Raw genomic sequence first — 13,558 nt, forward strand, 5'->3', positions numbered from 1 at the left:
ACAACCACTTGAGCCCAAGCCGCTTGGATAGCGCCACATCGGCGACATGGAGTCGATCACGCCCGAGTCGCGCCCTCGACGACCCTGGGTGAGCCCAAGGAGACGATCCAGCCCACCCTCCAGGGGCAAATAGGGCAAATCCCTCTGCGGCAGTCCAGTGCCGAGCGACCCCAACACTGAACAAGGCCACCGGGAGGCCTGATCGGGTTGCCGCATGGGGCGCGGAGGATGTGCGGCCGCGCGGCGGGTTCGGGCTGGCGGAGTCAGGCGGGGGTGGTGGTCCAGCGACGCAGTTCGCGCTTCGCGAGGGAGTTGCGGTGGACTTCGTCGGGACCGTCGGCCAGGCGGAGGGTGCGGGTCTGCGCCCAGAGGGCGGCCAGGGGGGTGTCCTGGCTGACGCCGGCGCCGCCGTACCCCTGGATGGCCTTGTCGATCACCCACTCCGCCATCGCCGGGGTGCCGATCTTGATGGCCTGGATCTCGGTGTGTGCGCCCTTGTTGCCGACGGTGTCCATCAGCCAGGCCGTCTTGAGCACCAGCAGTCGGGCCTGCTCGATTCGCACCCGGGACTCGGCGATCCACTCCCGGACCACGCCCTGCTTGGCCAGGGGTCGGCCGAACGCAATCCGCTCGTTGGCACGGCGGCAGAGCAGCTCCAGTGCTCGTTCGGCCATCCCGATCAGCCGCATGCAGTGGTGGATCCGGCCCGGACCCAGCCGGGCCTGGGCGATGGCGAAGCCGGTGCCCTCGGCGCCGATCAGATTCTCCGCGGGCACCCGGACGTCGGTGAAGTCGATCTCGGCGTGCCCGCCGTGTGAACCGTCGGTGTAGCCGAAGACGGTCATGCCCCGGCGGACGTTCACCCCGGGGGTGTCCCGGGGGACCAGCACCATGCTCTGCTGGCGGTGCCGGTCGGCGGAGGGGTCGGTCTTGCCCATCACGATGAAGATCTCGCAGCGCGGGTCCATCGCACCGGACGACCACCACTTACGCCCGTTGATGACGTACTCGTCGCCGTCCCGGGTGATCCGGGTGGCGATGTTGGTGGCGTCGGAGGACGCGACGTCCGGTTCGGTCATGCAGAACGCGGAGCGGATCTCGCCCTCCAGCAGCGGCATGAGCCAGCGTTGCCGCTGCGCGTCCGAGCCGAACTCGGCCAGCAACTCCATGTTGCCGGTGTCCGGTGCCGCACAGTTGACCGCCTCCGGCGCGAGGTGCGGGCTGCGCCCGGTCAGCTCGGCGAGCGGCGCGTACTGCAGGTTGGTCAGGCCGGCGCCGTAGCGCGGGTCGGGCAGGAACAGGTTCCACAGGCCGCGCTTGCGGGCCTCGGCCTTCAGTTCGGCCAGCACCGGGGTACGTGACCACGGGTCGCCGGCGGCGACCTGCTCGGCGTGTACGGCTTCGGCCGGGTAGACGTGCTCGGTCAGGAACCGGGTCAGCTCGTCGCGCAGCTCCTCGGTCCGGCTGTCGAATGAGAAGTCCATCACCGCTCCCTGGCGGCGGTCAGCCCGTGCGCGACCAGCGGTGCCACCATCTCGCCGATCCGGTCGAAGCCCTCGCCGAGCGTCTGCCCGAGCGTGTGGCGGTAGTGGATGCCCTCGCAGATGACCGCCAGCTTGAAACAGCCAAGCGCCACGTGCCAGTGCAGCGGCCCGACGTTGACGTCGCTGCGCCGGGCGTACCGGTCGATCAGCTCGCCGCCGGTGGGGAAGCCGGCGCGCGGGCCGAGCCCGTCGGCGACCGGGTTGCCCGCAGCGGTGTCGCTGCCGCCCAAAACGTCCCAGTACGTCAGCAGCAGCCCCAGGTCGGCGAGGGGGTCGCCGAGGGTGGCCATCTCCCAGTCGAGCACCGCGTGCACGGCCACCGGGTCGGCCGAGGCGAGGAGGTTGTCCAACCGGTAGTCGCCGTGCACGATCCGGCCGGCGTTCGCGCCCTCCGGGGCGGTCGCCGCGAGCACGTCACGCAGCTCGTCGATGCCGGGCAGCGGGCGGCTGCGCGAGCGGTCGAGCTGCCCGCCCCAGCGCCGGACCTGCCGCGCCAGGTAGCCCTCCGGGCGGCCGAAGTCGCTCAGCCCGACCGTGGACGGCTCGACGCTGTGCAGCGCGGCGAGCGTGTCCATCATCGCGAGGGCGAGGGCGCGGCGTCGCTCGTCACCCAGCGGGTCGGTCTGCGCGCGGGTGCGGAACACCTCGCCGGGCATCCGCTCCATCAGGTAGAACGGCGCACCGATCACCTCCGGATCGGTGCAGAGCAGCAGCGCGCCTGGGACCGGCACGTCGGTCGGCGCCAACGCCGAGATGACCCGGAACTCGCGGGCCATGTCGTGCGCGGTGGCCAGCACGTGCCCGAGCGGAGGGCGGCGCAGCACGACCTCCCGGTCGCCGAGGTGCAGCAGGTAGGTGAGGTTGGACTTGCCACCCGCGATCAGGTTGGCGCGTAGCGGCCCCACCGCCAGCTCGGGTCGGTGCTCGGCCAGATAGCCGGCGAGCCGGTCCAGGGAGAGCCCGGCGGGAGAGGGTGGAACGGCACCCGGCCGCAGCGCATCGACGGCCGGATCACTCATCGGACTAGTTGATGGCAGCTCGCGCACGTTGTCAAGGTCAGATTTTCCTCTCGGGACATGGCACTGCAACAGGGACGAAATGGTCAACAGCCAGGCTGGGACGCAGCCTGCCGGTCGCTCTTCGCCGGCCCCGCCAAGCGGAGGGACAGACATGTTGCTGCGAGTTCGGGTCACCCTGCCGGACCGTCCGGGCACGCTCGGCCAGGTCGCCCGCACGCTGGGCGTCTCCGGGGCGGACATCGTCCAAGTGGTGGTCCTCGAACGTCTCGGCGGGCGCGCGGTGGACGACTTCACGGTCGTCTGGCCGGGCGCGGCGCGGGTGGAGCGGCTGCTGGCTGGCCTCGCGGCGATCCCGGGCGTACGGGTGGACGGTGTGTGGCGGGCGATCGGCGCGCCCACCACCACCGGCCAGGACGCGGAGCTGTTGGCCCAGGTCGCCGCCAACCCGGCCGACGGGCTGGCCACCCTGGTCGACGCGGTGCCCGGGCTGCTGGCCGCGGACTGGGCCGTCGCCGCAGTGGTGCCGGTCGACTGGGCCTCCCGGACCGGGGGCGGCGGGGCGACCGTGGGGTACGCGAGCTGGCGTGCCCCCGTACCCCTGCGGTTGCCGGAGGTGACACCGCTGCGCGGTCGGTCGATGACCACGCCCGACGACACCCACCACGCGATCGTGCCGTTCGGCCGGGCGGGCCTGGTGTTGGTGGTGGCCCGCGAGCACAGCGAGACCCTCTCCGCCGCGGCCTTCCACAGCACCGAGGTGGACCGGCTCACCCAGCTCGTCCGGGCCAGCGCGGTGATCCTCGGTGACCGGCTCGACCTCGTCGGGACGCCCCCGGTGGTCGCCGGCCCGTGAGCGGTCCGAGGAGTTCCCGGGCCGACACCGCTGAGCAACCGGGCGGCAACAGGCGGGGGTGAGGCTCTTGGGTGGGGAAGGGAGCCAACCATGACGTTGTGGCGGATTCGAGCCACCGTGGACGACCGACCGGGTTACCTGTCGGTGCTCACGGCGAGCCTCGCGCTGCGCGGGGTCAACATCCTCACCGTGCAGGTCCAACCCACCGAGCAGGGCGCGGTGGACGACTTCCTGGTGGACGCCCCGGACACGCTCGACGAGGCGGGGCTGGTCGCCGCCGTCGAGCGTGGTCGGGGGCGGGACTGCTGGGTTGCCCGCAGCGAGGCGCGCGGCCTGGTCGACCAGCCCACCCGGGTACTCGGGCTGGCCAACCGGCTGGTGCGTGACCCGGACGCGACGGGTGAAGCGTTGCGGACCCTGCTCGGGGCCGACTCGGTCAGTTGGCGGCCCGCGTCGACCGGCGTCGAACGGGGGATCAGCGGCGTCAGCATGCTGCTGGCCGACCCGGCGGGCGGTTCGTTCTCGCTGCGCCGGGCCGCGCCGGCCTTCACCCCGGCGGAGTACGCCCGGGCGCAGGCCCTGGTCGAGTTGGCCGCCACCGTGGCGCATCGGGCCGCGGAACAGGTCACCCTGGTGCTGCCCGACGGCGCGGAGGTGGCCGTCCGGCCGTCCAGCGCGCATGACCTGTCCGGCGTTGTCGAACTGCACGAGACGTGCTCACCGCGCAGCCGGCAGCGGCGTTACCTGGGCGGGCCGGCGCTTCCGCAACCGGCCCGACTGCGTCGGCTGTTGGAGCCGAGCCGAGGGCTGACGCTGATCGCCAGCACCACCGGTGCCGACGGCACGGCGGAGTCGGTGGTCGCCATGGCGAACCTGTTCGGCGAGGGCGACGAGGCCGAGGTGGCCCTGCTGGTGCGGGACGACTGGCAGCGGCGCGGGCTCGGGTCGGCGTTGCTGCGCCGGCTGGTCCAGCACGCCGACCGGTCCGGGTACGCGGCGCTGGTGCTGCACGCCCAGGCTGAGAACGACCCGATGCTGCGTACGCTGCGCCGACTGGGCCGGCCCAGCGTCGCGGATCGCGACGGCGCGTTCCTCACCGTGACGGTCCCGCTCGCCGTCGCCGCCCTGGCGGAGCGGAAGGGCACCGCCGTGTAGCTGGCACCCTTTCGCGTACTGCGCTCCGGTGGTTCGGTAGCTCACTCACACGAGCAGAGCGACGTTGCCGCCGGCGTGTCCCGACGCCACGAGGTTCAGCGCGTCGGGAGCTTCCGCGAAGGGGAAGGTCTTCGCCATGGGCACCGTGAGGCGTCCCGCGCCGGCCAGCTCGATCAGGTGGGACCGAACCTGGTCCCGGTAGGCGGCGCTGTCGGTCTCGTGGCCGGCGATCCAGAAGCCGTCGGATTTCGCACGATAGGACGCCGCACTGGAAGCGATGCGTCGGCGGTCAGCGACCAGGGCGAGTGAGACGTCGACGGCCTCGGCCGTGCCGACCGCGTCCAGGGCGACGTCGACGCGATCGGTCAGTTCGCGTACGCGTTGCTCCAGGCCCGGTCCGTAGGCCACCGGCTCGGCGCCGAATCGTCGGAGCAGATCCCAGTTCTTCCGGCTCGCCGTACCCAGTACGCGCGCTCCGCGCAGTTTCGACTGCTGAACGGCACTGATGCCGACGGCGCCGGATGCGCCGTGGACGAGAACGACGTCGCCCGCCGCGATCTCGGTTCGGTGGACCATCTCGGCGGCGGTGGTGCCGGTGAGCAGGAGGTTGGCCGCCTCGGCCCAGCCGAGGCCCGGTGGTTTTCCGAAGACGTCCCGGGTCGCGACGGTGACCGCGGTCGCGTAGCCGCCCTTTACCCGGAACGACAGGACCTCGTCGCCGACGTCGTGACCGCCGGTATCCGGCCCGAGCGCTGCGACAGTTCCGGACACCTCGTAACCGATGTCGGGCGCTCCACCGGCCAGGTTGATCGCGTCGATACGGTTCATGCCGACGGCGCGAACGGCGATCACGACCTCTCCGGCGCCCGGGTCGGGCACCTCCAGTTGGTGCAGTGTGAGCCGCTCGGCACCGGGGCCCTCGGGTGCCCACTTCTGCGTCCTGATGCTCATGCGACTCCCGCCTCCCATCGGCGCCCCCCGTCCCGTAGCGCCTGGTGGTGACGCTAGTCGTGGCCGTGGCGACGGGGTGGCGATAGCGCGGGGTCCGGTGCCCCTTCACAAAGCGGTGACCGGCACATTACATTGTCGGTTATCCATGGGAGCGCTTCCACAGCGCTGACCCTGGTCACGCCGCCACCCCACAGTCGCCGGCGGTCGTACCGTTTCGACGCCGTCCCGCGTCGGTGCGGCCGCCGGCGGCGCCTCCGACAGGAGCCCGCCATGCGCCACCCCACCCGGTCGGTCTCCGGCCGCCCCGGTCGGTCTCCGGCCGACCAACCCTGGCCGCGGCGCTTGCTGACCGCCGGCATCGCCCTGCTCACCGGCCTGTCCCTCGTGGTCGCCGGGCCGGCGTCGTCGCCGGCGTCCGCCGCCCCGGCGACGTACAACTACGCCGAGGCGTTGCAGAAGTCGCTGTTCTTCTACGAGGCACAGCAGTCCGGCCGGCTGCCCGACTGGAACCGGGTCTCCTGGCGCGGCGACAGCGCGCTCACCGACGGCGCGGACGTCGGGTTGGACCTCACCGGCGGCTGGTACGACGCTGGCGACCACGTCAAGTTCGGCTTCCCGATGGCGTTCAGCGCCACGATGCTCGCCTGGGGCGCGGTGGAGTACCGCAGCGGCTACACCGCCTCCGGGCAACTGCCACACCTGCTCAACAACCTGCGCTTCGTCAACGACTACTTCATCAAGGCACACCCGTCGGCCAACGTCCTCTACGGCCAGGTCGGCAAGGGCGACGACGACCACAAGTGGTGGGGCCCGGCCGAGGTGATGACGATGGCGCGGCCCGCGTACAAGATCGATGCGAGCTGTGGCGGCGCGGACCTGGCGGGGGAGACGGCGGCTGCGATGGCCGCCTCCTCGATGGTGTTCCGGCCCACCGACGCGGCCTACGCGGACAAGCTGCTGGGCCACGCCCGGCAGCTCTACACATTCGCCGACACGGTGCGGAAGTCCTACCACGAGTGCATCACCGACGCGACCAGCTTCTACCGCTCCTGGAGTGGCTGGCAGGACGAGCTGGTCTGGGCCGCGATCTGGCTGCACCGGGCCACCGGCGAGGCCAGCTACCTGGCCAAGGCCGAGAGCGAGTACGACAAGCTCGGCACCGAGAACCAGTCCACCACCCGCTCCTACAAATGGACCATCGCCTGGGACAACAAGCAGTTCGGGGCGTACGTGCTGTTGGCGAACCTGACCGGCAAGCAGAAGTACGTCGACGACGCCAACCGTTGGCTGGACTACTGGACCGTCGGGGTGAACGGCCAGCGGGTGCCGTATTCACCAGGTGGCATGGCGGTGCTCGACTCCTGGGGCGCGCTGCGCTACGCCGCCAACACCTCCTTCGCCGCGCTGGTCTACAGCGACAAGACCACCGACACGACCCGTAAGGCGCGCTACCACGACTTCGCCGTCCGGCAGATCAACTACGCGCTCGGCGACAACCCGCGCAGCTCCAGCTACCTGATCGGGTTCGGGGCCAACGCGCCGAAGAACCCCCACCACCGCACCGCGCACGGCTCCTGGTGGGACAGCCAGACCGTGCCCGTCCAGACCCGGCACACCCTCTACGGCGCACTGGTCGGCGGCCCGTCCTCGGCCAACGACGCGTACAGCGACAGCCGATCGGACTACGTGATGAACGAGGTGGCCACCGACTACAACGCCGGCTTCACGTCCGCGCTGGTCCGGCTGGCCTCCGAGTACGGCGGCAGCCCACTCGCCGGCTTCCCGGTCGCCGAGACGCCGGACATCGACGAGCTGACCGTGGAGACCACGGTGATGCAGGCCGAACCCCGGGCCACCGGGCTCAAGGCGATCATCTACAACAAGTCGGCGTTCCCGGCCCGCGCGCTGACCGACGGTCGATTCCGGTACTACTTCCGGCCCGACGGCACCGGCGGAGTCCAGGTCACCGCCGGCTACACCCAGGGCTGCCCGTCCCCGACCACCGCCAAGCAGTTCAGCGGCGACATCTGGTACGTCGAGGTGGACTGCACCGGGCACACCATCGCGCCGGCCGGGCAGTCGCAGCACCGGATGGAGGTCCAGTTCAAGATCGGAGTGCCGGAGGGCGGCACCTGGGACCCCACCAACGACCCGTCGTACCAGGCCACCGCCGGGCCGAACCGGAAGGTGCCGCTCTACTCGGGCACCACCCGCGTCTGGGGCGACGAGCCGGGGCCGGCCGTACCGGACACCACCGCGCCGACCGTGCCGGGTAAGCCGGTCGCGTCCGGTCTCACGCCCCGTTCGGTCACCCTGACCTGGCCGGCCTCCACCGACAGTGGCGGCAGCGGTCTGGCCGGCTACGACGTCCGCGAGTTTCTGGTCGGTGGCGACACGGTGGCGATCCGACCGGCCACCGGCAACACGCTGACCCTCTCGACGCTGCTGCCGGAGCGGACGTACGAGTTCAGCGTCGCGGCCCGTGACGGTGCCGGCAACCTGTCGGCGGCGTCACAGGTGCTCACCGTGACCACGCCGCCGACCGGCAGCGCCGACACGACCGTGCCGAGCGTGCCCGGCACCCCGACCGCCTCGGCGGTCACCGCCACCGGTCTCAGCCTGAGCTGGGCGGCGTCCACCGACAACGTCGGCGTCACCGGTTACCGCGTCTACCGAGAGGCCGGCGCCACCGACCCGCTGGTCGGCTCGCCGACCGGCACCACCCTCGCCGTGGCCGGGCTGACCGCCTCGACGACGTACCAGTTCTACGTGGTCGCCGTCGACGCGGCCGGCAACACCTCCGCGGCGTCCGCGCCGGTCGCGGTGACCACCGCGCCTGCGCCGGTCGGCGGCACCTGCACGGTGGGGTACGCCACCACCGACTGGAGCACCGGCTTCACCGCCACGGTGACGATCACCAACACCGGCACCAGCGCGCTCAACGGCTGGACGTTGCGGTTCAGCTTCCCGGGCGGGCAGACCGTCAGCCAGGGCTGGTCGGCGACGGTCAGCCAGAGCGGCGCGGCGGTCACCGCCACGAACCTCTCCTACAACGGCACGATCGCGCCAGGATCGTCGGTGAGCTTCGGCTTCAACGGCGCCCACACCGGCACCAACCCGAAGCCAACCGCCTACACCGTCAACAACACCACCTGCACCGTCGCCTGAACCGCACCGCAATGAGATCTTGGACAGTTATCGTTCGCGCGGAACGGTAACTGTCCAAGATTCACCTCCGTTGACGAGAGTGGGGTGGTGACGGGACCCAGCCGGCCGCGGTGAGGGCTCGACGGACGGTCTCGGCGACCTCGTCGGGGCGGGCGCGGATCAGCCAGGCAGGGAAGCGCAGAATCCGGTCGCCGCTGGTCCAGACGTCGTTCTGCCGGCGCATATCGGCGGCCCACTGCCGGGCATCCATGTGGTGTGCACCGTCGATCTCCACCTGCACCCGCCACTCCCGCCAGTACGCGTCCAGCCAGCGGGTTCGGCCGGCCGCGTCGACCCGATGCTCCTGCAGGTCGGGAGTGGGCAACCGATGGCGGCGACAGAGCCGCAAGAAGTCGATCTCGGAGAGCGCCTGGGCACCACCCGCGATGTCGTTGAGAGTCTGCCGGATCAGCCGCCGCCGAGGTGCCCGGGGCAGGACGTCGAGCACCGTCCGCAACTCCTCGGGCAGCGCCCGACGCTGCTGGCAACCGGCGGCCAGCAACGCCTGCGCTTCGTCCACGCCCACCGCCCAGCCCGCCGCGTCCACCAGGGCCCGTGCGGTAATGGTTCGCGGCGGACGGGCAAGCTGGAGATGGGCCGGCGGCAGGATCGACGTACGGTGTACCACCACGGAGGGCATGTCGATCGGCAGCCGACCCAGGGAACTGCGCGCCGCGCGGCGGGCGGCCGGCACCAGGACGTGCAGTGGCTCGCGCCGCAGTCCGCGTACCCCGGCCTCGGTCGCGGCGGTGACACCGGCCAGCACCGCGCCCGGCCCGGCGGCCAGCACCGCGACCCACAGTTGCTGGTCCCGGGTGAGCCGACCGTTGCCGGTCAGCAGAATCCCTCGGCAGATCGACCGCCAGCGCCCGGAGCGGATCCGACCGCGTACCGTTCCCGGGCTCAGCAAACGGGTCGTCTGCGCGGTGGTGAGAACGCCCGCCTGCTCGAAGGCGAGCCAGTCGAGCGCGTCGGCGTCGTCGGCGGGCAGCATTCCCGGAAGTCTCGCCGCGACCCAGGTCACGGGCTAACAGATCTTGGACAGTTGTTGCTCCGCGAGAACGGCAACTGTCCAAGATCTGCGAGTGGACGTCAGCCGGTCAGGTCGTCGGCGAGCAGGTCCATCAGAAGGCCGTCGTGCCAGCGCCCGTCCGCGCCGCGCTCGTAGCGGCGCAGCACGCCCACCGGGCGGAAACCCACCTTCGCGTACGCCCGGATCGCGGCGCTGTTCGCCGCGGCCGGGTCGATGGTGAAGCGGTGGTGACCGTACTCGTCGATCAGGTGTCGGGCCAGGGTGCGGATGGCGTCACCGCCGAGGCCGGCGCCACGCACCGCCGGGTCGAGGAAGATGTCCAGGCTGGCGTGCCGGTAGTCCGGGTCCGGCTCGGCGTACCACTGGATCGCGCCGACCACCCGGCCGTCGTGCTCGATCGCGTAGACGTGCAGGTCGTCGTCGCCGAGGTCGGCGCGGACGGCCTCGGTCAGGTCGTCGCCGCCCCGCCACCACCGGTGGACCTCCGGGTCGGCCCGGATCTGCGCGAGGACCGGTACGTCCGCGGCCGTCGCCGGTCGCAGTGTCACCGCCCGCCCGCGTAGCACCGGCTCAGCCTCGCATCTCGCCGTGTTCTACGCAGAGCGCCGACCAGCCGACCGGCAGCACCTGCACCTTCATCCGGCGACGGCATTGTGGGCAGAACCGGGGCGGCTCCAACTGGCGGGCCGCCGCGCAACCCGGATGGGCGGCGCTCGCCGGCTCACCGCACCGGTCGCACCACAGCTCGGTCGTCGTCATGGTCGTCACAGTGTGGCGGAGAGCGCCTTGACCGGCATCTTCAACTCGTGCAGCAGGTCCAGGTCGGCGGTGGCCGGTCGACCCAGCGTGGTCAGGTAGTTGCCGACGATGACCGCGTTGATGCCGCCGAGCAGACCCTCGCGGGTGCCCAGGTCACCGAGGGTGATCTCCCGGCCACCCGCGTACCGCAGAATGGTGCGCGGCATGGCCAGCCGGAACGCGGCGATGGCCCGCAGCGCGTCCTTGCCCTCCACCACCGGGCGGTCGCCGAGCGGGGTGCCGGGGCGCGGGTTGAGGAAGTTGAGCGGCACCTCGTGTGGGGCCAGTTCGGCGAGCTGCGCGGCGAACTCGGCCCGCTGTTCGACGGTCTCCCCGAGGCCGAGGATGCCACCGCAGCACACCTCCATGCCGGAGTCGCGGACCATCCGCAGCGTCTCCCAGCGCTCCTCCCAGGAATGCGTGGTGACCACGTTGGGGAAGTACGACCGGCAGGTCTCCAGGTTGTGGTTGTAGCGGTGCACGCCCATGTCGACCAGGTCGTCGACCTGCTCCTGGTTGAGCATGCCCAGCGACGCGGCGACCTGGATGTCGACCTCGGCCTTGATGGCGGCGACGCCCTCGCGCATCTGCTTCATCAGGCGGGCGTCGGGGCCGCGCACGGCGGCGACGATGCAGAACTCGGTCGCACCGGTCTTGGCGGTCTGCTTCGCCGCCTCGACCAGCGACGGGATGTCCAGCCAGACCGAGCGCACCGGGGAGGTGAACAGGCCGGACTGGGAGCAGAAGTGGCAGTCCTCCGGGCAGCCGCCGGTCTTCAGCGAGACGATCCCCTCGACCTCGACCTCCGGGCCGCACCAGCGCATCCGCACGTCGTGGGCGAGCTGCAGGGCGGCGGGCAGGTGCTCGTCGGGCAGGTTGAGCACCGCGAGGATGCCGGCCTGGTCGAGGCCGACACCGTCACCCAGGACCTGGGTCCGGGCCTGGTCGAGGATCTCTGGCATGGCTCGTACCCTACAAGGCCCCCCGGACAACCGGAATGACCTGGCAGCCCGTCGACCCCTCGCACCGAGTGGATTCGTCGGGCCGATGACGACGGGTGGTAATTTCGCCCGGCAGGTGTCGGGCTGACCGGCGCGGACGGCGGTGAAGGGGTGACGGTGGCGGACTGGCTGGCGGCGCTCGACCGCCGCGCGGACCTGCGGGCGAAGGCTGGGCTGACGCGGCGACTGCAGCCGCGTCCCGCCGACGATCAGATGACCGATCTGGCCGGCAACGACTACCTCGGCCTGGCCACCCACCCGGAGGTCACCGCCGCGGCCACGGCGGCTCTGTCGGCGTACGGGCTGGGGGCGACCGGGTCGCGCCTGGTGCGCGGCTCCACCGACGCCCACCAGGCGCTGGAGGACGAGCTGGCGCAGTGGCTGGGCACCGACCGGGCCCTCGTCTTCTCCTCCGGTTACCTGGCCAATCTCGGTGCGCTGCGGGCGCTCGTCCAACCTCGGACGCTGCTCGTCTCCGACGCGCACAACCACGCGTCCCTGATCGACGGCTGCCGGATCTCCGGTGCGGAGACGGTGGTCACCCCACACGCCGACGTGTTGGCGGTCGCCGCGGCGCTGGAGGCCGCTCCGGGCCGCCCGGCGGTGGTGGTCACCGAGTCGATCTTCTCGGTCGACGGTGACCTCGCCCCGCTGACCCAACTACACGCGGTGGCGCGACGGCACGGGGCGCTCCTGCTTGTCGACGACGCGCATGCCCTCGGGGTGACCGGTCCGGCCGGCGCGGGCGCGGTCGCCGCCGCCGGGCTGGCCGGTGAACCGGACGTGGTGATCACCGCCACCCTGTCCAAGGCGCTCGGTGGAGCGGGTGGGGTCGTCGCCGGCCCGGCCGAGTTCATCCGGCACCTGGTCGAGACCGGACGCACGTTCATCTTCGACACGGCACTGCCCCCGGCGGTCGCCGCTGGTGTGCACGCCGCGCTGCGGCTGGCGCGGGTCGGCGACGACCTGCGCCTGGAGCTGTCCGACCGGGTGGGGTTGGCGGTCGGTCGACTGCGTGCGGCCGGGCTGACCGTCTCCGCACCGGACGCGGCGGTGATCTCGGTGACCGCCCCTGGGCCGGAAGCGGCGAGCGCCTGGGCCGCCGACTGCCGGGACCGGGGCGTCGCGGTGGGCTGTTTCCGGCCGCCGTCGACCCCGGACAGCCGCTCCCGTCTGCGCCTCACGGTCAGCGCCGGGGTACCCCGGGCGAATTTCGAGCGGGCCCTGGAGGTCATCGTGGACTGTGCCCCGTGAGCGGGTGGGAGGGGCCGGTTCTGGTTACCGGGACCGACACCGAGGTCGGCAAGACCGTGGCGACCGCGGCGATCGCGGCGGCCGCGCAGGCGGCGGGGCTGCGGGTGGCCGTGGTGAAACCGGGCCAGACCGGTACGGCCGGCGGTGAGCCCGGTGACGTGGACGCGGTCAATCGGCTGGCTGCCCCGCTGACCGGGCGGACCCTGGCCAGTTACCCGGACCCGCTCGCCCCGCTGGCCGCCGCCCGGGTCGCCGACCTGCCGCCGTTGGAGTTGTACGCGGCGGTGGACGCCGTCCGTGACGAAGCCGACAAGCATGACCTGGTGTTGATCGAGGGTGCGGGCGGGCTGCTGGTTCCGATGGGGCTGCGTCCGTCGGGTGAGCCGTGGACGATGGCTGACCTGGCGGTGTCGCTCGGTGCGCCGGCGGTGGTGGTCGCCCGGGCCGGGTTGGGCACGCTCAACCACACCGCGTTGACGTTGGAGGCGCTGGACCGGCGTGCGGTGCCGGCGGGTGTGGTGATCGGGGCCTGGCCGACCAGGCCGGAGTTGGTGCACTGGACCAACCTCACCGACCTGGTGCCGAATTTGCTCGGCGCGCTGCCGGACGGCGCCGGCGCGATGGACCCGGGTGTGTTCCGGCGTTCCGCGCCGGGTTGGCTCACCCCGGCCCTGCACGGCGTGCTCGACGACTGGCGGGTCTGGGCCGAGGAGAGCGGCTGAACACCTGACTTTCGTCGGTGT

Annotated in this window: 12 protein-coding genes; 5 read left to right on the forward strand and 7 right to left on the reverse strand. The window is 71.9% G+C overall.

All coding sequences use genetic code 11. From position 1 onward, the window contains the following. Positions 1–263: 263 nt before the first annotated feature. Together C7C45_RS25170 and C7C45_RS25175 are read right to left on the reverse strand one after the other, a co-directional pair. Positions 264–1,484: an acyl-CoA dehydrogenase family protein gene (locus C7C45_RS25170; RefSeq protein ID WP_110566191.1), complete on the reverse strand. Its 1,221-nt coding sequence runs from the start codon at positions 1,482–1,484 to the stop codon at positions 264–266. Next, positions 1,484–2,563, reverse strand: coding sequence for a phosphotransferase family protein (locus C7C45_RS25175; protein ID WP_110566192.1), 1,080 nt, complete (start codon positions 2,561–2,563; stop codon positions 1,484–1,486). The genes C7C45_RS25170 and C7C45_RS25175 overlap by 1 nt, the downstream gene beginning before the upstream one ends. Before the next feature lie 151 nt (positions 2,564–2,714). Here C7C45_RS25175 and C7C45_RS25180 point away from each other — a divergent pair, with 151 nt between their 5' ends. Beyond that, positions 2,715–3,416, forward strand: coding sequence for an ACT domain-containing protein (locus tag C7C45_RS25180; RefSeq protein WP_110566193.1), 702 nt, complete (start codon positions 2,715–2,717; stop codon positions 3,414–3,416). Positions 3,417–3,506: 90 nt separating this feature from the next. Then, positions 3,507–4,571 (forward strand): GNAT family N-acetyltransferase, encoded by a 1,065-nt coding sequence (locus C7C45_RS25185; protein ID WP_110566194.1) that lies wholly within the window; start codon positions 3,507–3,509, stop codon positions 4,569–4,571. A gap of 45 nt (positions 4,572–4,616) precedes the next feature. On the opposite strand, the gene C7C45_RS25190 is transcribed toward C7C45_RS25185, so the two are convergent. Beyond that, the gene (locus tag C7C45_RS25190; RefSeq protein WP_110566195.1) at positions 4,617–5,522 is read right to left on the reverse strand and encodes a quinone oxidoreductase family protein; all 906 of its coding nucleotides are present in this window, start codon (positions 5,520–5,522) and stop codon (positions 4,617–4,619) included. A gap of 270 nt (positions 5,523–5,792) precedes the next feature. Between C7C45_RS25190 and C7C45_RS25195 the strand changes: the two genes are divergently transcribed. Further along, positions 5,793–8,690, forward strand: coding sequence for a glycoside hydrolase family 9 protein (locus C7C45_RS25195; protein ID WP_244200556.1), 2,898 nt, complete (start codon positions 5,793–5,795; stop codon positions 8,688–8,690). 61 nt (positions 8,691–8,751) lie between these two features. Here C7C45_RS25195 and C7C45_RS25200 read toward each other — a convergent pair whose 3' ends face one another. From C7C45_RS25200 to bioB, 4 genes are all read right to left on the reverse strand, one after another. Beyond that, entirely contained in the window at positions 8,752–9,753 is a 1,002-nt protein-coding gene (locus C7C45_RS25200; protein ID WP_244200557.1) for a PDDEXK family nuclease, read from the reverse strand. A gap of 68 nt (positions 9,754–9,821) precedes the next feature. Beyond that, the gene (locus tag C7C45_RS25205; protein ID WP_110566197.1) at positions 9,822–10,328 is read right to left on the reverse strand and encodes a GNAT family N-acetyltransferase; all 507 of its coding nucleotides are present in this window, start codon (positions 10,326–10,328) and stop codon (positions 9,822–9,824) included. A 4-nt stretch (positions 10,329–10,332) separates the two neighbouring features. After that, positions 10,333–10,521: a biotin synthase auxiliary protein BsaP gene (bsaP, locus tag C7C45_RS25210; protein WP_110566238.1), complete on the reverse strand. Its 189-nt coding sequence runs from the start codon at positions 10,519–10,521 to the stop codon at positions 10,333–10,335. A 5-nt stretch (positions 10,522–10,526) separates the two neighbouring features. After that, positions 10,527–11,522: a biotin synthase BioB gene (gene bioB, locus C7C45_RS25215; protein WP_110566198.1), complete on the reverse strand. Its 996-nt coding sequence runs from the start codon at positions 11,520–11,522 to the stop codon at positions 10,527–10,529. A 156-nt stretch (positions 11,523–11,678) separates the two neighbouring features. On the opposite strand from bioB, the gene C7C45_RS25220 reads away from it, so the two are divergent. Together C7C45_RS25220 and bioD are read left to right on the forward strand one after the other, a co-directional pair. Then, on the forward strand, positions 11,679–12,815 hold the full coding sequence (locus C7C45_RS25220; RefSeq protein WP_110566239.1) for an 8-amino-7-oxononanoate synthase: 1,137 nt from the start codon (positions 11,679–11,681) through the stop codon (positions 12,813–12,815). Then, a complete protein-coding gene (bioD, locus tag C7C45_RS25225) occupies positions 12,812–13,537 on the forward strand; it encodes a dethiobiotin synthase (protein WP_184183104.1) in 726 nt (241 codons plus the stop codon). Before C7C45_RS25220 ends, bioD begins: the two co-directional genes overlap by 4 nt. The last annotated feature ends 21 nt before the right edge of the window (positions 13,538–13,558 follow it).

Origin of the sequence: Micromonospora arborensis (assembly GCF_003205615.1) — a bacterium.
GTDB lineage: Bacteria > Actinomycetota > Actinomycetes > Mycobacteriales > Micromonosporaceae > Micromonospora > Micromonospora arborensis.